Here is a 22726-nt window from a genome sequence, read left to right as displayed (position 1 = left end):
TGAACGGCTTTTTTTGGCAGTGTTAATTTTAATGACACTTTAAAAAGATTATATGGCCGATAATGCCATAATTGGTAAGCACAGAATTTGAAGAATGTTTGAGAGTTCAAAAGTAAGGAGCACGTAGATGGCGCAAAAATTATTTGCTAGAGGATTGGTTTGCATCTTAGGAGTATCAATTATTTCCTCTTATTCCTTTGCTGGATATTCAGTAAATGCCATGTGCTATCTGGAAGACAAGAGCGGAGCAGTCACGCAACCATTAAACATTACTGCCGCAGAGGCCGCAGAAGAAAAAGATGACCAAGTCACCCGACCAACCAAGGTTACGGCAGAAGATACACGTGAGAAGTTCCGTATTGCCTCACTCTCTAAGATTTTGGTGACCCATTGGGCAGTTGCAAAACTAGGCTTGGAATACAGGTTCAAAACCAAGGTTTCTATAAGTGCCACTGCTCCAGATAAGACCTGCCATGTTCATTTCTCAGGCGATCAAGACATCTTCTTCGGAAAGGAAATGCTTCAAAAAGCTTTCACACAGCTCGATGAAAAGGCTAAAGCTCAAGGTTGCGCTACAGTAAAACAAGTTTCCTACGATGAAAAACTGGTTATTCCGTTTCATAAAGCGACAGGTACTTACGTCATTCAGCATCGCGATGATAGAGCTGATGGATTTAGAGATGGAGACCCAGATAATTGGTATGGACCAATTACTACTCAATCAGCCCTTTTAAATTATGTAAAAAAATTCGCTCCTGCTAGATTTAAGGGTTCGTCTGTAGGTCCGGTTAACTCTGTCTCTTATGAAGAGTATTTAAAAACGGCAACAGTAAAATCTTATTCATTTAAGTCACGTCCCTTATACATGATGATGAGAGAGTTCAATGCCTATTCGTTCAATATACCACCAAATATATTGTTCGAAAAATTAGGTGGTACAGAAGCTTATTCAAACTTTATAGAAAATAGACTTGGGATTAGAAGTCAGGTTTCAGTAAAAAATGGTTCAGGATATCCGATAAACTCAACAAAGCCGGATCGATTTGACAACACGGTTAGCTGCAACGCTTTTGTAAGAATTGTCCAAGATCTAGATCATATGATTAAAGCGTATAAAGGCTCCAAGCAATTTCAACTCGCTGACGTCATGCCTGTAGGAGGAAAAGAAGAGCTGAATTCCACACTTAAGCACTATTATGGTGGTTCGGTTTTTCAGAATACCATCGCAGGAAAAACTGGCACTGCAAATGAAGCGATTACTTTTGGTGGAATGCTATCGACAAGCGAAGGCGCTATTTACTTCGCTGTATATACTAACCCTGACTCTCTAGACCGAACCAATGCGGGTCTGGCTAGATCTTATATTCGTGACGTAGTGACTTTATTTATTGGGAGACTGAAACTTAAGGCGTTCAACTATGAACAAATTGGCGCAATGACACCAACTGACGATTATGCTAATTTCGTAGAAGAAACTAAGCTGAACAATAAGTTGAACTAGGGATGCAACCCATGAAAAAACTGTTACATTTAATTTGCGCCATTCTTATAGTACCTGTTGCCGGCTTCGGAGCGCAGAAGAAAACCGTTGATGTATTTCAAGCCGCCTACGAAGGCAAATTTTCGATAATTTCTCAAGCTATCGAAAAGGGTTCAGACGTGAATCAAACTAACGGTAAGGGTGAAACTCTACTAATGATTGCTGCAGCTAACGGGCAAAACAAAGTGGTTAAGTTTCTAATCGCTAAAAAAGCGAAGTTAAATCTGAAAGACAAAGAAGAAAAAACAGCTCTGTACTATGCAATAACAAACACGCAGAATGAAACAGCAAAGTTATTAGTGAACGCAGGTGCCGAACTTTCTGATCAAAGTGAGCATTCTGATACGGCACTTATTCTTTCAACTTCTGTGAATATGAACGAGTTAATGGAACTTATTTTAAAAAGGGATCCAACTCTAATAAACAAGACTAACAAGTACGGAAAAACGCCTCTTCATGAAGCAGCTAAGCACGGAAACGAGGAAACTGTGAAGATTCTAAAGTCCTCAGGTGCTGATCTTCAGCTCAAAGACGAAAAAGGCAGAACGCCTCTAGACATAGCAAACAAGGCACAAAACCACGCTGTTGCAAAACTACTAACCACAAAATAACCGCTCCAGCCTTGCATTTTAAAATACTAAACCGACCATCCTTGTCGTAATCTCATGCATTCCCTAACATTTTAGTTTCAGGGGCCACGATCTAAATCCGGCCCTGTCGTTGCACAGGAGTGACAATGAAACTTCAGGGAAGATTTCTGATCGTTGTAATATTCATCTCTCTACTTACAAGTTGTACTTCAAATGGCACTGAGGAAACTGATCCCGTCGTCGAAGAACAACAAGGCAAGGCCGAAGCCTTTTGTTATCAGAGCGAGACACCCAATTCTCCCATCGAGGGAGATTACGTTAAAAATCGTAGACAACCATTAGCATCCGTTTCCAAGATTATGACTTCGCTATGGGCGATGGAACGACTGGGAATTAATCATAGATTCATTACCAAGTTTCATGTGACCCCAGTAGGAGGTGATTCAATAGACATTCATATGGAGGGCTCAAAGGATCCTGCCTTAGGACAAAGAGCAGCGTACTATATAATGTCTGAATTGAGTCAGCTTGGCTTTAATATCAACAGAATAGAGACATTAAGCTTTGATGAAAACGTGCTATTTGATTGGCGTCTGGAACAACCTGACCGAATAGGTGGAAATACCCCCTTTTTTAAAACACAGAATGATCAGAATGCAGCAACTGAAAGAAATCTAAGCTATGGCTTTGGTATACAATTGGACCAAACACAGTTTAGACAGCTTCAATCAGAAGCAAATGATGATGGTATTCTGATAGCGCCCATTTCAAATATAAGCGCTCGTAGAGTAGAATTTAAACCCAGATCTCAATTCTATAGAACTGGACAAACTAGAACGTTTATATATAGATCCTCACCCCTTCACCGCATCTTGAAGAACATGAACAACAAGTCTAATAACTATATCGCAGATCATCTCTTCTGGAACCTTGGTGGAACTAGTGAATTTAATAAATTTATTCAATCATCATTAGCTGTCAGTCCCGCGGAACTCGAATTCCACCTTGGTTCGGGTAACAATGCACGCTATCTGAATGGTTCAGGTAAAGACACTTATAATACAGGCACATGTCCAGCGGTTATTAAAACTATGGTAAAGGTCGAAAAGTATTTGAAGAATCAGAATCTAAAATTAACAGACATAATGGCTGTTGCTCGCACAGACAATCAATCTACACTCGAAGACTTCACTGGATTATTTGAAAATGCGGTTATCGCCAAAACTGGAACAGTAAATATAGCAAAAACATTAGCTGGTGTTGCTTCAACAGCAAGAGGAAGATTCTATTTTGCCGTTCTATACCAAGCAGAAAGCAAAGAGGATGCAGACCTAGCAATCGGTCCAATTAAAGAAAAGGTACTTGAGTTATTAAGGAACAATGGTGGGCCGCAACGTTTGAACTATAGAAAACTCATTCCACTACCTTTTGATAAAGACTCAAATCTCATAGAGCAATTCGCCATATCGGCAGGAGACGAAAAATGAAATCTGTATTCACCCTTTTCATTGCTGTTATCACGCTAAGCGCATTTGCACAAAACTCTTTTTCCAAGTCCGAAGTAATTAACTCAGCAATCGAGGCTGCGCGAACTGGAAATATGGAGTCAATAAAGGAAAGCTTAGAACAAGGAAAACTTAATATTAATTCTCAAGATGAAGAAGGCTACACCCCTCTTATCAGTGCCGCGGCTGGTGGACAAATAGATGTCGTCGAACTCTTGTTGAAAAATGGAGCCGACATAGAACTGAAAACTAAAAAAGGTCAAACAGCACTGTCTGCAGCCATCAACGGAGATCATTATGAGGTAGCACAACGACTCATTGGCGCGGGTGCAGATGTCAATCAAGTGATTCCTAATTCTCGAAAAGATACTCTACTCATTGGCTCTGCCGGTAACAATCTTGAGACGACAAAAATGATCTTGGAAAAAAATAAAGAACTCTTGAATAAAACAAATGCAGAAGGAGAAACGCCTCTTTCACGCAGTGTTCGTTTCGGCAATCACGAGGTGACAAGATATTTAATTGACCAAGGCGCAAAAAGGAATATTAAAGATAAAAAGGGCCTAACAGCCCTTGATATCGCACGACAAAATAAAGATCAAAGAACGGTTAATCTTCTTTCAACAACTGAGTGAGTCTTTACTGACTCACCTTCGTCTCATCCGGCCGTTTAATCTCACCACAAGCAATTCTTTTACCCGAACCACCCGAAGGCTGAGTTTTATAATCATCAGCCTTTTCATGCACAACAATCGCAGTGCCGCCTGACTTCAATAGTGAGTTAGGCCCTTCACGTAAAGAAACTTTAGTATTTAACTCGGCTATCTCTCCAGTGCCATCCGCCTTCACTTCGATGTTCTTTAAGTCCCCCGCATGGGCACCATGCTTTTGTTTATTCGGATTAAAATGCTCGCCAGCAGATTTAAAATCCGCCCCTTTGCAGGACCCGTTTTCATGAAAATGAACAGCATAAGTCCCAGGCTTCATCATTTTTAAATTCACTTGCACGCGCACGCCATCTTTTTCCTGGGTCATATTCAATGCGCCGACCTCTTTGCCTTCGGGATCATTTATAATAATCGCAACTGGTTTATCATCCGGTGTTACTGCCGCCACAGCTGCGAGCGGAAAAGAAAGAGAGACCAACGTCATAATGACTGCTTTCATAGATCCTCCAAAAAGTTTCATTACTCACAGTATGATTAATAAATCCGTAAGGCAGGTATTTGTATTTTGATAAGTTTTCCCCCGCGGGTTGTTCCCCTTGCGAAGCCCCGTTACCGTTTTAGTAGCGGCAAAAAAGCTTAAGGAGATGTATGAGCAATCACAATTCAGATCGCCCAAGATACAATAAAGATGATTATCAACACTTCAATCCCGATGAACGCAACAACTACCAATACAGTAAGATCGCCAACGAAAACCGCGCCTTCCGAGGCCCACCAGAATCCGATTGGGAAAGTGAATCCAATCATCGCAACCAACCTGACTTTCATCAGTCAGAACGCAGAACACCTTATGGGCAATTCCACGGCGCACCCTACAGCGCGTTTTATGATAAATCACAACATCCAAAGTCTTCTTCTGAAGGCCGAGACTATTTGCACGAAAATCTGCTGCCTGAAGATATCAGCCGCCACTATGCGGGACGTGGACCAAAGAATTTCAAAAGAACCGATGAACGAATCCGTGAAGAGATTTGCGACAAACTAACTGACGATCCCCACGTCGACGCCCATGACATCGAAGTGCTTGTGATGGAAGGCTACGTCACCCTTAACGGGACAGTGCCTGAAAAAAGAATGAAACGCATGACTGAAGAGCTGATCGAACAGATCCGCGATGTGAAAGACATCCATAATAATATCAAAATAAAAAAAGACGAAGAACGAGAACAGACCCCATAAAAAAAGGGGCCTTATAAAGCCCCTTTTTATTAAGAGAAGATTCGTTTAAAGAACCCTGTGATTTTCTGACCCAGGGATTTAGAAGCCACCACTGCAGGCGTCTTCTTAACGTGCCCCTGTTTGCGGTGATCAGGACGTTTACCACCCTGATGATGTTTACCACCGTGCTCAGTACGTTTTGCGTGAGCATGCTCTGGACGCTTGCCACCTTCGTGACGTTTGTGTTCAGGACGCTGAGGACGACCGCCATGCGCAGACTTCTGCTGTTGATCGCGCGGTCCCTTGCTTTCGTGATGACGACGTTCGCCGCCCCCACGATGTTCACCACGCTGTTCACCAGATCTTTCACCCTCACGACGAGGACCACGAGGGCCACCACCACTGCGACGTTCACCACCACCTTGGCGAGGCCCACGACCACCTTCACGAGGCGCGCGAGCTCTGTCCAAAGATTTTGGATAATGACCTTCGAAGTGGGATTGCAAAGGTTTGAAATCAGTCACTAGTTGATCGTTTTCTAAATAACCAACTTCAATTTTGTGTTTCAAGTATTCTTCAATTCGCGCCAAAGACTCGATGTCTTTATCGCCCACCAACGAAAACGCCTGACCCGTCGTTCCCGCACGACCCGTACGGCCGATACGATGAACGTAAGATTCGCTGTCCATTGGAAGTTCATAGTTCACAACCATATCAACACCCTTGATGTCCAAGCCGCGAGCCGCGACGTCGGTAGCCACAAGAATGTTCATGTTGTTTTCACCTTTAAACTGCTCAATGACTTTATTACGCTGAGCTTGAGTCAACAGCGAAGAAATCGCCACTGCAGGCAAACCATTGTCGTTTAAGAATTTAGCAATTCTTTCAACACTCATTTTGAAGTTTGTGAAAACTATTGATTGCTTTGGATTGTGCACTTTTAAAATCGACAACAAATGCTGAGGCTTTTCATCACCACCCACGTGGAAGATCTGATCTTTCACGTTTTCAGCTTTGGCTTGATCACGGCTGATGTTGATTTCAACAGGCTCTGAACCAAATTGGTAAGCCGTATTTAGAACATCAAAGTTCAAAGTCGCACTGAACACCAGGAACTGACGCTCGCGAGGCACCCTTTGCAAGATGTACTTCATGTCGTCTTTAAAGCCCATATCAAACATACGATCCGCTTCATCAAAAACGATGGCGCGAACTTGTTTCAAATCGACAAGATGTTCTTTGTAAAGATCGATCAAACGGCCTGGAGTCGCAACGATGAACTCAACTCCATTTTTAAGCGCTTCTTTTTGTTTGTCGTAACCAGTTCCGCCGTAAATAGCAAAACCACGCAAACCTGAATCCACGCTGAACTTTGTGATGTTATCTTGAACTTGTTCTGCAAGTTCGCGAGTTGGCACCAAGATCAAAATAAAATTTTGTGGCTTCCAATCTTTGAACGCGCGTTTTTCGATAATTGCTTTTTGATCTTCGCTTACATCACCAGCTGCAGGACGAGCGCGCAAGATGCGCTCCATAAGTGGAATTACAAATGCTGCTGTTTTACCTGTACCTGTTTGCGCAAGACCCGCAACGTCTTTGCCATCAAGAATCGAAGGCATCGCTTGCTCTTGAATCGGCGTGCAATCTTCATAGTTCATTTTCTGGATTGCTGACGATAAACTAGACTCTAAATTTAACTCTGAGAATTTCAACTTTAACTACTCCGGTCTGAAGCTCCCAAACTACTGATCAGGGAGCGAAAAGTCAAAAAAAGTGCTTAAAAGCCACCCACAAACAATTTCAAAGCCTCGATAAAAGGCTGAGCTTGATCTGAGTGGACCCAATGGCCCGCATTAGGGATTACGACGCCCTTAATCATCGAGTTGCTGGCCAGCATTTTCTCGTAATTTTCAGGGCTGAGCTCCTTAGAGTTCTCGCCACGAACCAGTAAAGTCGGCACTTTCAAAGCGTCAACTTCATGCCAGCGATCATCTGAACGCCCATAGCGAACAGAATCGATGATGCCTTTTTTAGAAAAACGCCAATCAATGGTGCCATCCACTTTTTCCGCCATGTTGGCGTAAAAATAGTTCGCCATAACCGTGACATTTTCTCTGGTTTTTGCGGTTTTAATAAAATCTTCAAAAAAGAAGCGGCGCGCCTCTTCGCGGGTCACAAAAGGAGTGGGCACCAAGTTCAGCAAGTATTCATAATACTCGTGGGCCAAAGGGTTCCCTTCTGGGCCAATGTCTTCAATCACAAGTTTTTCGACTTTTTCAGGGAAGCGAGTGGCAAAATTTAAAACATTGCGACCGCCCATAGAATGCCCAACCAGAATGATTTTGTCCCAGCCAAGCTCTTCTAAGATTTTGGCCAGATCGTTGGCATAATCTTCAGGCGAGTAACCGAATTCAGGCTGAAAAGAGCGACCATGACCACGTTGATCGTAGGTCAAAACTCGTTCGGTGGACTCAAGACTTGCGACAATCTTGCGCCAGTTTTGGCCATAACCCATCAAACCGTGCAAAAACACCCATTTTCGACCCGTTTCAGGTCCATAAAACTGATGATAGAAATTATCTAAATAAGCCATGGGTTTCATTACTCCGCCAAAGCGGTAGTGTAAACCTGTTTTCCGGTTTGAATTTTGATGCGAAGGGGTATAGATTCACCCCGATGAGTACGCAGCAAAAGCCCCACCTCCATGAGGACTGGATTGATTCCTATGCATTACGAATAGTTCGCAGCCTGCAAGACGCAGGATTTGAAACTTATTTAGTGGGCGGTTGCGTGCGCGATTTGCTTGTAGGCATTCATCCAAAAGATTTCGATATCGCGACCAGTGCTTTACCAAACCAAGTTCGCAAAAAAGTTCAGAATGCTTATGTCATTGGTCGCCGTTTTAAACTGGTTTTAGTAAAACGTGGTGACCAACAGTTCGAAGTCGCAACTTTCCGTCGCAACATCACGCCAAAAGAGGCTGATGAAATGGGCGATGATTCGGTTGAGGGCGATAACTATTTTGGTACTTCGGAAGAAGATGCCCAACGCCGTGACTTTACTTGCAACGCAATCTTCTATGATCCAGGTGAACATAAGCTGATCGACCACTGCGGTGGTATTCAAGACGTTCAAGATCGCGTGCTTCGTATGATCGGCGATCCAAAAGAGCGTTTGATCGAAGACCCAATCCGCATTCTTCGCGCCATTCGTTTGTCGCACAAATTGCATTTTTCAATTGAGACTACCATGCGCGCAGCAATTGCTGAGTGCAGTGCTGAACTAAAAAAATCAGTACTTCCGCGCCGTCGTGAAGAATGGCTTAAGTTCTTGCGTTTGAAAGAACCACATTTAGCCTTCATGGAACTTTTTGATTTGCACATCATGGAGCAAATCCTACCAGGAGTTTATTCTATTTTTACTGATCCAGTTAAAATGGAAACTTTTGAAATTCATTTAGCAAGAATTGATTCTTCAGGCCTTGATAAGAGCAATCCGACAGAGCTTTTTGCGGGATTCATGATCGCTTTCATGAAAGCGCAATATGGTGAAGAACCTTGGAATCATGACGAGTTAACAAACGATCCAAAACTTGCGTATTTCATGCGCGAAGAAATCGGTATCTTCAAACAAGAAGCCGCCGTGTTCTTTAAAGCCCTGCATATCATGCAAGGACTTCACCGCATTGAAAGTTATGCGCGCAAAGGTGAACGCCGTCAGATGGCTTTCGTGCAAAACGAAGCTTTCGGTTTGGCATTAAAACTAGCTCACTTAGATTATTCTTTATCAGGAACGCAAATGCAGTACTGGATTCAGCAAGCTGAAAAGTACAGTCGCATGCCCCAACTTAGATCTGCTGAAGAGTCCCACCACTAGTTTAAATTTTAGGCATATTCCCAAGGTGATACGCGCAGTTTCGATTTGAGGCTGCCGACTTGCTGTCGTCATACGAAGATACGATAATAGGAGTGTCTCACCATTGACCGGGTCGTCCGGTTTAATTAGGGAAGGTTTTAGCGATGGGACAGGAAAAAAAGTGTAACTTCTTAATTATTAGCGGCGATAAAACGCGCATTCAAAAATGCACGGATATTATTAACCGTCACGTACCAAATTCTTCAGTCTTCTGTGCTGCTGAGTGGTTTGAAATCAAATACAAACTAGCTAACGTTCATCCCAAGGCTATCTTGGTGGATGAGTATTTGCCAAAAGGCTCTGGGCTTGATGTCGTATCCAGAATCATTAAAGACAAAAACAATAGCGATATCAGTCTTATTATTATGTCCTATATCGCTGATCACGAAGTGTTCGCTAACGAAGTGAATTCGGGCCAAGTACAATTCTTAACTGAGCCTGACCGTGAACACGCTTTGATCGAATGCCTAAATAAAATTATCTCTCCAAAAAAAGAAGAAAAGTCGCCACAAGAAAATTACGAAATCAAACAGCTTAAGCCAGGCGATATCTTATTTAAAGAGGGCGAAAAATCGGAAGAAGCCTATATCGTCAAAAACGGCTCTTTAAGAGCTTTCTGTTACGACCACGACGGCCAAAAAATTATCTTAGGTGAAATCAAAGCCGGTGAATTCGTCGGCGAGATGGGTCACTTTAATCACGAGCTTAGGTCAGCAACAGTAGAAGCTGTAAGTGATGTTGAGCTTATTGCAATTCCAAATAGTGCGATTGATAACGTAATCTTTGCGCGACCGTCGTGGGCGAAAGCATTGGTGAAGACACTTTCAACCCGCCTGCGCAAAGCCAATAAAGCACTGACGGGATAATTAGCGAACACCCGTGCGAGAGTTCGGACCATTGCTAGCACGAATTTCCGAAGCCGCCGTTGAAGACGGAGCGCACGCGATGGATTTCGCTGATTCAGCCTCTTTAGCCATGCAATTCAAAGTCTTTTCCGTCACATTACTTGAACTTATGTTGCCGTTTTTAATTAGGCAGTCCGTCACAAATTTATCTGATACATCACGGTCGCGCAGAATGTTTTGGCAGAAGGCGATGTTGTTTTCTGATAGATTTATATATTTGTAGCAATCGCTTAATGACTTTTTATTGTACTTAAAATTCGTCGTCGCTAAATGATTTAAACAATTTGCTTTGGGTGACCATTTCTTATCGCCATCTTTCATGGGCTTACAAAAATCATAAACCTCTTGCGGGATATCAAGACCCTTAGAAGCAGCTAGGCATTCAAAAAAGAAAAAATCAGAACCTGCAGAGCAATTTTGTGCGGCAACCTTGCTATAATGATCTGCTGACACTTTGGCGATGCATTCTTTTGCGCCCATGCTTAAACGATTCACCACGTTCATGTCGTTGCAGCGAGCTTCTAGGATTTTTTGCGCGCCTTTAAGTTCATCATTAGTCAAAGAAAGCTTCTTTGATCCGCCTTGAATCAATTCCCCAGCGAAAGCGAAATGTGTTACTAAAATTGAAGCTGCAAAAATCAGTTTTTTCATATGAATGCATCCCAGAGTTAAGTAAATTCTTTTCGGCATTTCTTAAACACGCTTCTACTGGACCTTTGACTTAAAGTATCCAAGTTTATCCCACAGATACGTGAACTCGAGACTTGTCCAAAGAATACTTTGTTCTAAGTTCGCGCTGCCAGCGTGTCCGCCTTCGATGTTTTCATAATAGTAAATATTGTGTCCCTGATCTTTCATCTTAGCCACCATCTTTCGGGCATGGCCTGGATGAACGCGGTCATCCTTGGTGCTCGTCATAAAAAATACTTCCGGGTAAACGGTGTCTTTTTTTACTCGTTGATAAGGCGAGTATTTTAAAATAGCTTCGCGCATTTTTGGATCATCAGGACTTCCATATTCAGCCATCCAGCTCGCCCCAGCTAAAAGCTTGTGGTAACGGATCATATCTAATAATGGAACTTGGCATAAGACCGCCTTAAATAATTCAGGTCTTAACGTGAACGTAGCACCAACCAGCAAACCACCGTTAGATCCACCTTTAATTCCTAGGTGCTGTGGCGAAGTAATCTGTTTTTGAATAAGATCTTCAGCGATCGCAATAAAATCTTGATAAACCTTATAACGATTTTCTTTTAATACCGATTGATGCCAGTCTGGTCCAAACTCACCTCCGCCGCGCAGATTTGCTAAAACATAAACTCCGCCACGTTCTAACCAAGCTTTACCGATTACGCTTAAATAAGTAGGTTGCATCGCCACTTCAAAACCACCGTAACCGTAAAGCAAGGTTGGATTTTTGCCGTTCATCTTAAGGTCTTTTTTACCAACGACGAAATAAGGAATCTTAGTTCCATCAGCACTGATCGCCTCAAAACGCTCTGTTTTTAAACCTGCAGCATTAAATCGTTCCGGCGCTTGTTTGATTTTTTCAAATTGGTTTTTGCTATCACCAGCATCACCTATGTAAATGGACGGTGGTGTAAAGAAGTCCACATACTGCGCAAGATAAGTGTCATGTTCATCTTCAGTCGAAGTAATGTGGGCCATGCCTTCAGCGGCCCCCAGTGAAACCGGAGTTTGGGTCCACACATTTGGTTCTTTAAATTCAACCTTAATAAACTTTGCTAGCACGTTATCTAATGCTTGAATGAATAAATAGTTCTTAGACGTGCTGACATAATTAATAAATTTTTTATCTGTTGGCGCAAAGATCAATTGCAAGGAATCAACAGCCTTTTCGCCGTCGTTGATATTTTTTAATGGCAACGCCACAAGGCTGCCCTTTTTAAAACCTTTTAAATCAGAGCGAAGAATAAATAAGAAGTGGGCTTTAAAGACACCATTAAATTCCGCATCATCGGGCATCGGCAATAAAATTTCTTTACCCGAATCATCTTCATACCAATCTTGGCTTTCATAAAAAGCAATACGTCGGGTGTGGATGACATATTTTCCTTCAGGATTAAAAATCGTATAGCTATAGGCTGACATATCTGTTTGTTCTGCTTCGAATGCTATTTCTGCTTGTTCTAAAGGGGTGCCGCGCTTCCAAACTTTGGTGATTCGTGGGTAACCGGAATCTGTTAAAGAATCCTTACCAAAATTCGTACCTACCAGGACCGTATTTTCATCTTTCCAAGAAATATTGTTCTTAGCTTCTTTTAAGTAAAAGCCATCCGCCACGAATTCTTTTTTTACTAAATCAAACTCTCGCACGACGGTGGCGTCTTTTCCACCTCGTGATAAATAGACGATAGCCTTTTCGTGCTTCGGCGGTAAGGTGTAAGCCCCTTTCCACACCCAGTTTTCATTTTCTTTTTTAGCAAGTTCATCTAAATCTAAGATCACGTCCCATTGGGGATCCGCCGTTTTGTAATTGGCGATCGAGGTTTTGCGCCAGACCCCGCGCACATGTTTTTCATCTTGCCAGAAATTGAACAGCTCGCCTTTTTTAAGCGATACTCCCGGCACGCGATCTTTTGCTAAGATGATTTTACGCACTTCTGATTCGATGACAGGGAACTGCGGTAAGGATTTAAAATGATCAAAAGATTTTTGATTTTCTTTTCGCGCAAAGTTTAAGGCCTTTTCGCCTTCAACTTCTTCTAGATAAAGATACGGATCAGAATCTGCATGGTGTTCTTGAACTGGTTTAGTTTTGCAAGCGCCAAATAAAAGGGGCAAAAAGAATAAGGACCAGCGTGGAAGTGGCATAATAGACTCCTTAAAGTTTCCAAGAAGTCTATTATCGCCATTGTTTTTAAAATCTGTCTATGCGAATTAGTTTAGGTCAGTAATAGATTGTTCAATCCAAGTTTGGTAAGCATCGACACGAGTGAATACTGAAAACAGCATGCATTTCGGAGTTAAGAAACCTGGTAACGAGTCACCACGGCTTGCCACACCCCATACGTGCAATTGACCATTTATACTTACATAAGCAGGTCCGCCTGAATCACCACTGCATATACCCCGACGAAGTGACTGACCTAACAACGCTTCTGTTTGCGAATAATAAGCCTTATCAATTGTTAAAGTCGTAGTACGTAACGTCCCTGCACCGCGCTTTAAACCAATTGTCCAATTAAGGCCGTAACCCGCAACAATCGTACGCACATCATTTTGAATTAATTGAGAACCAAACAATAACGGAGCCACTTGGAATCCTACTGGTGCTTCACCTTCAATTTTAACAATGGCGATGTCGGCCATATCACGCTCTACGATTTCGGTGGAATAATTTGGATGAACAATCCACTTCGTCACTTTGCGGATGTGTTCTTTTTTTGCTTTTTTCATTTCAGGGGCAAAGATTGCCACTAAATTTTGAGACTTCGGATCAACACAGTGACCTGCTGTTAGAATCAAATTTTTAGCAATCAAAGTTCCAGAACAGATATAACCAATTTTAGAATCATAAAGACCGACCGTGCTTCGACCCACAGCAGATGCGCTTTCAACCTGCTCGCCACCAACTATACCGGTGCTTTCAGTGTCAACTTCTAAATCTTTGGAATTTTGCGGGCTACAAGCCGTTAAAAATAATGCAGCTATAAGAACTAATTTTTTCATAGAAACCTCGCTTTGATAGGCAAGGTTTCTATAGCAGTTAAAACTTATTCTCTACTGTATTCATAGACAGATTTGGCCCCTTTTTGTCTAAAAGGGGATTAGAACGAAATTAAGCGGCATTCCTTTGACGAACGCACTCTAAAAGATCACCAGCAATTTTATCTAGCGGCAAAATTTTATCAGCCGCACCTAGGGCCACGGCAGCGCCGGGCATACCATAGACGACACAAGTTTCTTCACTTTGTACGACTGTGTATGCACCTGCTTTTTGCATCTCAAGTAAACCCTCTGCACCGTCTTTACCCATACCGGTTAAAACAACCCCTAAAGCATTTTTACCTACGTATTTAGCAACGGATTTCATTAAGTAATCAGCAGCAGGTCTGACACTGTGAAGTGCCGGGCCTTGATGAAGTTTCACGTGATAGAAAGCTCCACTGCGCACGATTTCCATATGATAGTTCCCCGGCGCGATAAGCACCCGGCCAGGAACAACTTGGTCACCTTCTTCAGCTTCTTTGACTTCAAACGGAAACATAGCGTTTAAGTTATCCGCAAAAGACTTCGTAAAGCCTGGCGGCATGTGCTGCACAATCAAAGTTCCTGGGATATCCGCAGGCATTCCACTTAAGAACACTTTCAATGCTTGAGTTCCACCTGTTGACGAAGCAACCGCAATCAATTGATGGGTCGTTCGCGCCAAAGAAGTTGAAGTCTGGGCAGGTTTAGCCACGGTTGAAACAGGTTTTGTTGACTGCAAACGGGCTTTCGCCACCGCTTTGATTTTATCAACAATAGTCTGCGATAAAGACTGTAAAGTCTGACTGACATCCAAAGAAGGTTTTTCTAGGATCTCAATCGCACCGGCCTCTAACGCTCTAAAATAAGTTTCAGACCCTGTCTTCGCTAAACTAGAAAAAATAATCGTGCGAGTAGGAAAATGCTGCATGACTTTTTCTAAGAAGCTAATTCCGTCCATGCGTGGCATTTCTACGTCCAAGGTCATCACATCAGGTTTTAATGCGATTAATTTATCCCTAGCGATATAGGGATCAGAAGCAGTTCCCACCACTTCAATATCTGGGGATGAACTGCAAATCTTTTCTAGCATTTTACGGATAACCGCTGAGTCATCCACTATCAAAACTCGAATTTTTTGCGCCATACTTACCACCTTAAAGCTTTTGGTAAACCGCTCGGGACATCGGTTTTAACTGCGGGTGTTTAACATTGCCTGATTCAGAGTGACCTAAAATCAAGTAACCACCCGGAGCCAAACACGATGTCAAATTCTCAATCACGCGCTTGGTTGTTGCTTCATCAAAATAAATCAAAACATTCCGGCAAAAGATCACATGGAACTTGTGCTGAAATTCAAATTTTGGATTCATCAAATTAAACGGAGCAAAACGAATCATCGAATGAAGATCATCTTGGGCTCTGAAATACTCTTCCTTGGTTTTTTGGCTTTGAAAGTACTTCTGTCTTAGCACTGGGCTAAGACCTTGCATTTCACGCTCTTCATAGATCCCGGCCGAAGCTTTCTTAAGAACCTCAAGATCGATATCCGTTGCTAAGATGCGCACTTTTTTTGCATTGGCCTGCAAAGCCTCATTCACCGTGATTCCGATTGTATAAGGCTCTTGCCCAGTACTTGCTGCCGCACACCAGATACGAAGTTCAGCAGGGAATTTATTTAAAAGGGTCGGCAAAACACTTGAAAGAAAATCAAAATGCGAAGACTCCCTATAAAAAGAAGTCATGTTCGTCGTTAATGCAGAAATAAATTCTGAAGTGATTTGCGGCCCCCCCTTTTCAAGAAGTGCCCAATATTCTTCGTAAGATTTTAACGAATGACGGCGTAAAAGCTTAACAATGCGGTTACGAATTAAAGCATGGTTCTTTGAAGTGTTGGGTAAATCAACCCCTGCAAGCTCATACATATGCTTTGAAAGTTTATCAAACATCTTGTCTGTTAGATTGATCTCTTCAAAATTCGCTATGAAAGAGACAGCTTCTTTTTTAACCGCCGTCATGCTACGCCCCTGCCTTTAGAAGCGCGGTGAACTAGGGCACCCGGTTCTAGGATGAGGACGGTTCGACCATCACCAAGAATGGCAGCACCCGCCACCTCTGGAATATCTTGGCCTGTCGTGATTGGTTTTACCACCACTTGGGCTTGACCTAAAACGTCGTCCACGGGGAAAGCCACCTGGCCTGTGAAAGATTCAATGATAACAAGCATTGTTTCTTCGCGTCGGGCACTTAAAGAGTTTTCTTTTCTTTGCCCAAAAGAATCATTTTTTTTGTTAAATGCTTCTTTAATAAATCCTAGGCTTGCACCGACGTCGATCACCGGTAATAGACTGCCACGGATGCTTGCCACTTTGCCTGCACCAGAAACATTGGTATAGTCTTTCGGTTGCACGCGCACGATTTCACGAATGGAGTGAATCGGCAGAATGTATCTTGCGCCATCTAACGCGACAATAATACCGTCAGTGATTGCAGTCGTTAATGGAATAGTTAAACGGAACGTCGAGCCCTGTCCTGCTTTAGAAAAGATATTGATCTTACCATTGATTTTATCAAGGTTTGATTTCACCACATCAAGACCAACTCCACGACCAGAAAGGTCTGAAATTTTATCGGCAGTAGAAAAGCCTGGGAAGAAAATATATTGGAATACTTGTTCATCAGGAATCGTCGCTGGATCAACACCTGCAGGAACAAAACCTTTTTCAATGGCTTTCTTCAAAACTTTTTCACGGTTAATACCACCACCATCATCGATGATTTCAATAATAACGTTACCACCCGATTGACGGGCAGATACCACCACTTTTGCAACGGCCGGCTTATTACGTTCTAGGCGAACATCTTTTTTCTCTACACCGTGATCCATAGAGTTACGGACCAAGTGAACTAAAGGATCACCTAAAAGCTCAAACACGGTTCTTTCAACCTCTGTGTCTTCACCGATTAATTGCAAATCTACGGGCTTATCTAAAGTGATAGAAACATCGCGCACGATTCTTTGAATTTTAAGAAACATGGACTTTAACGGCGTCATGCGAATGCTTAGGGTTTTTTCGTAAAGCTCACGCACCGCTTTATCTAGCTGATCAACGATAGCTTCTAAGCGAAGGTTCACGCCACTGCGAACAGTTTCATCGTGAACTAGCTGGTTTTTTAAAACCACAAGTTCGCCCACAGCATCTAATACGGAATCAACCCGGCCCGTATCCACTTTGATCGCACTATTTTGCGATTTCCCGTTAGCCTTGTTTGCACCACCGCCACCATTGCCGCTAGATGCAGCTTTGGGTTTTTGTGGCTCTACCGGTTCTTGAACGACTTTAAGCACAGGTTCTGGTTTAACTTCTAATTTCGGAGTGCATTTTTCAGCTACAGCAATTGCTTCAACTGGAGCAGCTGTTACTTTTTCAGCAGCTTCTTTAGCCATGAACTCAGCCTGATCTTCAGGGGATAATTGGGCTAATAGTTCTGCTAACAATTCATGGTTGGTGTGATCTTCTGATTCTGCACTTGCCGTGGCCATAGGAATATCTGCAGGCGGAACATCAAAAAAATCATCAGGCACAGTTTCTTTAATTTCAAGATCTTCAACGTTCACCATTTCTTTACGTTCTTTACCACCAAGATCTGCTAGCGCCACTTTCAGTTCGCTAACTAGTTCTGATGTATCCCACATACCGCATTGACCTTGCTGCAAGAACGCAACACGGTTTTTCAGTTCGTCTCCTGAACGCAACAACAAGGAAATAATATTAGAGTTTACAAGCTCAGGACGTGAACGCAAAAGATCTAAAAGATCTTCCATCACGTGGGCAAACTTGCTTAAATCTGAAAGACCTACTGCTGCCGCACCACCCTTTACTGAATGGGCTACACGAAAAATATCAGTTAAATCTTCTGCAGGATTTTGGCTATTTTCTAGCTTCATCATCGATTCTTCATACTGTTCCAGCATGAAGGCAGATTCGCTTAGAAAGTCAGCTTGCAGTTCTACGAAAAAATCATTTTCATCACTCATAAGACGCTCCGTTAATTTGATCAGCTAACTAGTCGGCACAACTTGAGTCGAAGTAACCGCACCAAAGGTATAGAATCTCAGAATGCGAGCGCTCCCATGATTCTTGGCCGAGCCGTGCTCATGTTCTAGCCAAAAGAGCTAAATCTTCTAAAGTCCTAAGCAGTTTTTCTCGAAGAGTAGCTGGTCATCATTTTGGAAAGGTCTTGTATGAACGACACATCAACAAAAGCGAAACCCGGGCAGTATCTTACGTTTCAACTTATGTCAGAACAATACGGTGTAGCGATCGAAACCGTCCGTGAAATCAATCAATTTGGAGAAATCACTCCCGTTCCGCGCACACCTGACTACGTAAAGGGTGTTATGAATCTTCGTGGTAAAATCATTCCTGTAGTGAACTTGCGTATCAAATTTGGAATGGCTCCCCAAGATTCTACACGTGACACTTGTATTATCGTTATCGACACTGAAATTGGCCAAGTAGGTATGATTGTTGACTCGGTAAAAGAGGTTGTCGATCTTCAAGATTCACAAATCGAACCCGCTCCAATTTTGGGTAACCAGGCTGCGATGTCTTTTGTTCGCGGCATGGGTAAAGTTGATAGCAAGGTTGTGATCTTGGTGGATATCGTATCTGCATTCTCAATGGATCAGATGGGTCAAATGAGCGTGATGACTGCCGCTGAAGAAGCAGCTTAATCCGCATTTAAAACAAATTTATGCATAAAAAAATCCCCTGTTTTTGACAGGGGATTTTTTATTTTAGAAACCATCAATACTGCCAACTTTTCTTGGCGCATCTACATCCCCGAAAGGGATTATTGTTTCCGCCTTCGACTTTGTTCTTAATTGATGGACATTGGAAACAACTTTCCTGGCTTTTGCAGCCGATTCAACCGCTGGTTTCTTTACCTCTGTCTCACCATTTTTACCAAAAACCAAATCTTCAAGTGTATGCACGATATCCACCAAGGATGTGGCCTGCACCGAAAGTTCTTCAGCAGAAGCTGCAGCCTCTTCACTAGAAGCAGCATTATGCTGAGTCACCTGATCTAATTGAGTCAAAGCCTTATTGATTTGCATAATCCCTGTACTTTGCTCTTCACTCGCGTTCGCAATTTCAAAGTTAAGATCCGCGACTTTTTTAACTGACGTCACGATTTCACTAAGCACCTGTCCACTTTGCGCTGCTTGTTTACTGCCGTTTTCAATTTTTTCCACACTATTTCTAATAAGATCCGTGATGTCTTTAGCAGCATGGGAACTTCTTTGCGCTAACGAGCGAACTGCTTCAGCAACAACCGCAAAACCTCTTCCTTGTTCACCCGCTCTTGCTGCTTCTACCGCTGCATTCAACGCAAGTAAGTTTGTTTGAAAAGCGATATCGTCAATGACGGCTGTGATCTGTTCGATTTTTTGTGAATCTGCGGAAATGCTATATATTGCATCAATTAAGGTTTTGATTTCTTTTTCGCCTTTTAAGGCCACATCCCTAGTGCTCGAAGCCAAAGCCGCTGCTTGTTTTCCATTTTCAGTATTTAATTTCACCATGGCTGTGATTTCCTCCATGGTAGAAACGGTTTCTTCGAGGCTGGTTGCCTGCTCGGTGGCTGCTTGTGAAAGGCCTTGTGAAGATTCAGAAATTTGCGTTGAGGCTTGCTGTATTTGGTTTGATCCCAAAGCAAGTTCACTTGCCACAGCACCGATTATTTTAGAAACTTTTTGTGAAACCAGGTATCCCATCGTCATACCAAAAAGAACGCCGATAGCGATAATTGCAATAATAAAGTAATCAGCCATTTGCGAATCATGTTTCGCTGTCTTGATGCTAGCCTTCATGGCTTTGTCATTGTATTCAAGCAAGGCTGCCATAGCCTCAGTATAAATTTTGGCTTTTTCAGGTCCGTCTTTAATTAAAATGTCATGAATCTTTTCATGGGCTTCAGGCGTCCCTTGTTTATAAAGATTAAAAACATCTTCCCCCGTTGTTCTGTATTCCTGCCAAGTGATATGAACCTTTTCATACAGCTCTTTTTGTTGCGGAGAGATTAGATATTTAAGATACTTTTTTTCTTTTTCTTCATAATCATGAATAGCAGCCTGCACTTTACCCCAAGCCTCTTTGGCTTGTTCCGGGGTTAAGTCTGTGAAGCTAAAACTTCTTAAGTTAATTCGTACCGAGCGGTAATCGAGCATCATTTCATAAGTCAGTTTAAATTTCGGAATAGAGACGTCAGCGATGACATCATATTCTGAAGTGACTTTGTGAAAGAAAATATTGGATGTGAAGCCCACCGCCACACTGATGGAAAGTAGAAAACACGATAATAATAGAAGCTTAGTTTTAAGACTGATTGAACTAAACATGTTGTCCCTGCTCTGTATGATAGTTATCCGAACGTGAGGCATACTTCGGGTAGCTAAGCAGGGAACTTTAGAGGTTCAACGTTACTGAAAGTACAGAAACCTAACCTATGTAAGCAGTGTTTAGGTTTTCTGGCCTAAACACTGCTCGGTTTTTCCTACGATTGTAGAATGAATTTACTAAAGAAAGTATGGGCTTTTATTTACCAAGCGCCACTTTTTTGAAAGAAACTAGCTGTGGCATCAACGATCGCGCCCGCATCCACTTTATGTTTTTTATAAAGTTCTAATGCCGTGTAAGCGCTTTGCCCGAACTCACCATGCACACCCAAACTTCTAAGTGTGAACTTAGCATCCGCTTGCAACAAAGCATGGGACAACATCTGACCAAAGCCACCAATAACTTGATGATCTTCTACGGTGACAAGATGACCTTGAGTTTTTTCAACCGCACCTTTTAATGTCGCAACATCCACATGGTTCATGTTTGCGCAGTTTACAACAACAGCGCCAACACCTTTAGCTTCTAGAGTTTGTACAGCTGCTAAAGCTTGCGGAACTAATGAACCGGTCGTCGCAATCGTCACAGATTTAGATTTACCGTTCGTCGTATCTATCAACACTTGCGCTTTTTTCAAATCGTATGCCGCTGGAGTCACGTAAGATTTTGGGAAGTTCTCACGACCTAAGAAGAAGATCGAAGAATTTGGAACTGATCCTTCTTGGCGAGCTTTAGCGAAATTTTCCATCGCCGCATAAACCAAATTATCTGCTTCTTCACTGCAAGAAAGTGAATACACATCCACGTGGGGAATTGAAGACACCATAGCAAGATAACTTAAAGCTTGGTGGGAAGCCCCGTCGGCCGCATCTTGAAAGCCTGTGTGCGAGAAGATTGCAATGATTGGCGCTTCAGAAAGGGCCCCCATTGTTAATGGCAACGCACCTTTAGTCACACCGAACTGCGCGAAGGTATCTACAACTGGGATATAACCCAACTTAGATAAGCCCGCTGCTGTAGAAATCATATTACTTTCTGCAACACCCACGTCGATAGAATCTTGCGGGAATTCTTTACGAAAACCAGCAACACCTGTTGAACCTGGAAGATCCGAAGTCACGCTTAAAACTGGCAAACCCGCTTTACGCGCGCGCACCATCGCAGCTGAAACACCTGTTTGAATTTTTTCGCCCGTGTCTTTCACTGCTTTAGCTTTGATGTCTGCTTCCCATTTATTAAGTTCATCAATCCATGAATTGAAAACTGGCGGGAAACTTTCGCCGTTATAAATCTCAGTTAAAAACGCAGGAAGCTCGCTTGGGCTCTTAAGTGGGAAACCGTGACCACCGCTTGCTGACTCTGCTGTTTTCTTTGTGCCAATACCTTTAACAGTCTTAGCATGAATCACAACCGGAACTTTTGGATTTAATTTCGCAGTCTCAATCGCTGACTCAATGGCATCGTAACATTTCTGTAAATCGTTGCCTTCTGCCAATGAAATCACATTCCAACCCAAAGTTTTCAAAGACAAGAATGTCGGAGTCATAGAGAAACTCTCGGTATCAATTCTGCCCGTCAATTTGGTGTTATTATCACTGATGATCAAAACATAAGGACCCATCTTACCGGTTTGTGCTAAGCCCGGAATGGCTGCGAAAGATTCTTTCGCTTCACCTTCCATACAAGCGCCATCAGAAATCGCAGTGACCGTTACACGGTTACGCCCTGAAAGGGCTTCACCCATCGCTAGACCTTGCGTCTGAGGAAACGCTGAACCCAACGGACCGTTAGAAACAAACACACCTTCAGCAAAACAGTGAACTTCACCGTGTCCTGTCAGTCCGCTTTCAATGGAGCGGAATTTTTTAAGGCTATCTAGGTTCAAGCCCGCCATTTGATAGTTGGCCTTCAATGCGTAAAGTCCGTTTTCACAGTGACCGGCATCGTTGACGATGTGGAACATATCAAACCATTGTTTTTTTGATTTCGTCGCTTCATCAAAAACAAAACCATGAAGTGCAGACATTAATTCAGCAAACGCCGCAGGGCCGCCGTAATGTGAAGCTGCACCGCCGAGGACGGCATTCATGTCCATCAAAGACACAAGCGCACGTGTTGAGCGTGGATCTACAACAGGAATTTGTCGTCCGTCTTTACTTTTGACATAGGTTTTAAATTGAGGTTCCTGAGAAGGGTTCCCCGCGAGTTTTGTTTTGATTTGGATGGGTTCTGTCATAGGATAAAGTTTTACTCTGGAAGCCCAAATGGGT

19 protein-coding genes are annotated in these 22726 nt (G+C 42.7%); 8 read left to right on the top strand and 11 right to left on the bottom strand.

Features of this window, described 5'->3' with window-relative positions; genetic code table 11:
* Nucleotides 1-127: 127 nt before the first annotated feature.
* The 4 genes from MNR06_RS13960 (at nucleotide 128) to MNR06_RS13945 (ending at nucleotide 4270) form a co-directional block, all read left to right on the top strand.
* Nucleotides 128-1501 (top strand): hypothetical protein, encoded by a 1374-nt coding sequence (locus MNR06_RS13960; protein ID WP_243536977.1) that lies wholly within the window; start codon nucleotides 128-130, stop codon nucleotides 1499-1501.
* 11 nt (nucleotides 1502-1512) lie between these two features.
* Nucleotides 1513-2151 (top strand): ankyrin repeat domain-containing protein, encoded by a 639-nt coding sequence (locus tag MNR06_RS13955; RefSeq protein WP_243536976.1) that lies wholly within the window; start codon nucleotides 1513-1515, stop codon nucleotides 2149-2151.
* A 125-nt stretch (nucleotides 2152-2276) separates the two neighbouring features.
* Nucleotides 2277-3617: a D-alanyl-D-alanine carboxypeptidase gene (locus tag MNR06_RS13950; protein ID WP_243536975.1), complete on the top strand. Its 1341-nt coding sequence runs from the start codon at nucleotides 2277-2279 to the stop codon at nucleotides 3615-3617.
* On the top strand, nucleotides 3614-4270 hold the full coding sequence (locus MNR06_RS13945; protein ID WP_243536974.1) for an ankyrin repeat domain-containing protein: 657 nt from the start codon (nucleotides 3614-3616) through the stop codon (nucleotides 4268-4270). Before MNR06_RS13950 ends, MNR06_RS13945 begins: the two co-directional genes overlap by 4 nt.
* Before the next feature lie 4 nt (nucleotides 4271-4274).
* On the opposite strand, the gene MNR06_RS13940 is transcribed toward MNR06_RS13945, so the two are convergent.
* Nucleotides 4275-4802: a superoxide dismutase family protein gene (locus MNR06_RS13940; RefSeq protein ID WP_243536973.1), complete on the bottom strand. Its 528-nt coding sequence runs from the start codon at nucleotides 4800-4802 to the stop codon at nucleotides 4275-4277.
* A gap of 149 nt (nucleotides 4803-4951) precedes the next feature.
* Here MNR06_RS13940 and MNR06_RS13935 point away from each other — a divergent pair, with 149 nt between their 5' ends.
* Nucleotides 4952-5542 (top strand): BON domain-containing protein, encoded by a 591-nt coding sequence (locus tag MNR06_RS13935; RefSeq protein WP_243536972.1) that lies wholly within the window; start codon nucleotides 4952-4954, stop codon nucleotides 5540-5542.
* 29 nt (nucleotides 5543-5571) lie between these two features.
* Here MNR06_RS13935 and MNR06_RS13930 read toward each other — a convergent pair whose 3' ends face one another.
* Entirely contained in the window at nucleotides 5572-7233 is a 1662-nt protein-coding gene (locus MNR06_RS13930) for a DEAD/DEAH box helicase (RefSeq protein ID WP_243536971.1), read from the bottom strand.
* Between the two features lie 65 nt (nucleotides 7234-7298).
* Nucleotides 7299-8123 (bottom strand): alpha/beta fold hydrolase, encoded by an 825-nt coding sequence (locus tag MNR06_RS13925; protein ID WP_243536970.1) that lies wholly within the window; start codon nucleotides 8121-8123, stop codon nucleotides 7299-7301.
* 74 nt (nucleotides 8124-8197) lie between these two features.
* Here MNR06_RS13925 and MNR06_RS13920 point away from each other — a divergent pair, with 74 nt between their 5' ends.
* Together MNR06_RS13920 and MNR06_RS13915 are read left to right on the top strand one after the other, a co-directional pair.
* Nucleotides 8198-9397 (top strand): poly(A) polymerase, encoded by a 1200-nt coding sequence (locus MNR06_RS13920; RefSeq protein ID WP_243536969.1) that lies wholly within the window; start codon nucleotides 8198-8200, stop codon nucleotides 9395-9397.
* Between the two features lie 143 nt (nucleotides 9398-9540).
* A complete protein-coding gene (locus tag MNR06_RS13915) occupies nucleotides 9541-10302 on the top strand; it encodes a cyclic nucleotide-binding domain-containing protein (protein WP_243536968.1) in 762 nt (253 codons plus the stop codon).
* On the opposite strand, the gene MNR06_RS13910 is transcribed toward MNR06_RS13915, so the two are convergent.
* From MNR06_RS13910 to MNR06_RS13885, 6 genes are all read right to left on the bottom strand, one after another.
* Nucleotides 10303-10992 carry a hypothetical protein gene (locus tag MNR06_RS13910; protein WP_243536967.1) on the bottom strand — a complete coding sequence of 230 codons (690 nt, stop codon included), beginning with the start codon at nucleotides 10990-10992 and terminating at the stop codon, nucleotides 10303-10305.
* A gap of 54 nt (nucleotides 10993-11046) precedes the next feature.
* Nucleotides 11047-13176, bottom strand: a complete 2130-nt coding sequence (locus MNR06_RS13905; RefSeq protein ID WP_243536966.1) for a prolyl oligopeptidase family serine peptidase — start codon at nucleotides 13174-13176, stop codon at nucleotides 11047-11049.
* Between the two features lie 66 nt (nucleotides 13177-13242).
* Nucleotides 13243-14034 (bottom strand): S1 family peptidase, encoded by a 792-nt coding sequence (locus MNR06_RS13900; RefSeq protein ID WP_243536965.1) that lies wholly within the window; start codon nucleotides 14032-14034, stop codon nucleotides 13243-13245.
* 109 nt (nucleotides 14035-14143) lie between these two features.
* Nucleotides 14144-15199, bottom strand: a complete 1056-nt coding sequence (locus MNR06_RS13895) for a protein-glutamate methylesterase/protein-glutamine glutaminase (RefSeq protein WP_243536964.1) — start codon at nucleotides 15197-15199, stop codon at nucleotides 14144-14146.
* A 10-nt stretch (nucleotides 15200-15209) separates the two neighbouring features.
* Nucleotides 15210-16070 (bottom strand): CheR family methyltransferase, encoded by an 861-nt coding sequence (locus tag MNR06_RS13890; protein WP_243536963.1) that lies wholly within the window; start codon nucleotides 16068-16070, stop codon nucleotides 15210-15212.
* Entirely contained in the window at nucleotides 16067-18091 is a 2025-nt protein-coding gene (locus MNR06_RS13885; protein ID WP_243536962.1) for a chemotaxis protein CheA, read from the bottom strand. The genes MNR06_RS13890 and MNR06_RS13885 overlap by 4 nt, the downstream gene beginning before the upstream one ends.
* Nucleotides 18092-18298: 207 nt before the next feature.
* On the opposite strand from MNR06_RS13885, the gene MNR06_RS13880 reads away from it, so the two are divergent.
* Complete coding sequence (locus MNR06_RS13880) at nucleotides 18299-18790, top strand: chemotaxis protein CheW (protein WP_243536961.1); 492 nt, start codon at nucleotides 18299-18301, stop codon at nucleotides 18788-18790.
* Between the two features lie 63 nt (nucleotides 18791-18853).
* Here MNR06_RS13880 and MNR06_RS13875 read toward each other — a convergent pair whose 3' ends face one another.
* Both MNR06_RS13875 and MNR06_RS13870 read right to left on the bottom strand, forming a co-directional pair.
* Nucleotides 18854-20458, bottom strand: a complete 1605-nt coding sequence (locus MNR06_RS13875; RefSeq protein WP_243536960.1) for a methyl-accepting chemotaxis protein — start codon at nucleotides 20456-20458, stop codon at nucleotides 18854-18856.
* Between the two features lie 200 nt (nucleotides 20459-20658).
* Nucleotides 20659-22692, bottom strand: coding sequence for a transketolase C-terminal domain-containing protein (locus MNR06_RS13870; RefSeq protein WP_243536959.1), 2034 nt, complete (start codon nucleotides 22690-22692; stop codon nucleotides 20659-20661).
* Nucleotides 22693-22726 lie beyond the last annotated feature (34 nt).

Origin of the sequence: Bdellovibrio reynosensis (genome assembly GCF_022814725.1) — a bacterium.
In the GTDB taxonomy this organism is placed as follows: Bacteria; Bdellovibrionota; Bdellovibrionia; order Bdellovibrionales; family Bdellovibrionaceae; genus Bdellovibrio; species Bdellovibrio reynosensis.
The sequence above is the reverse complement of the archived record's forward strand: the minus strand, read 5'-3'. Positions and strand labels throughout refer to the sequence as shown.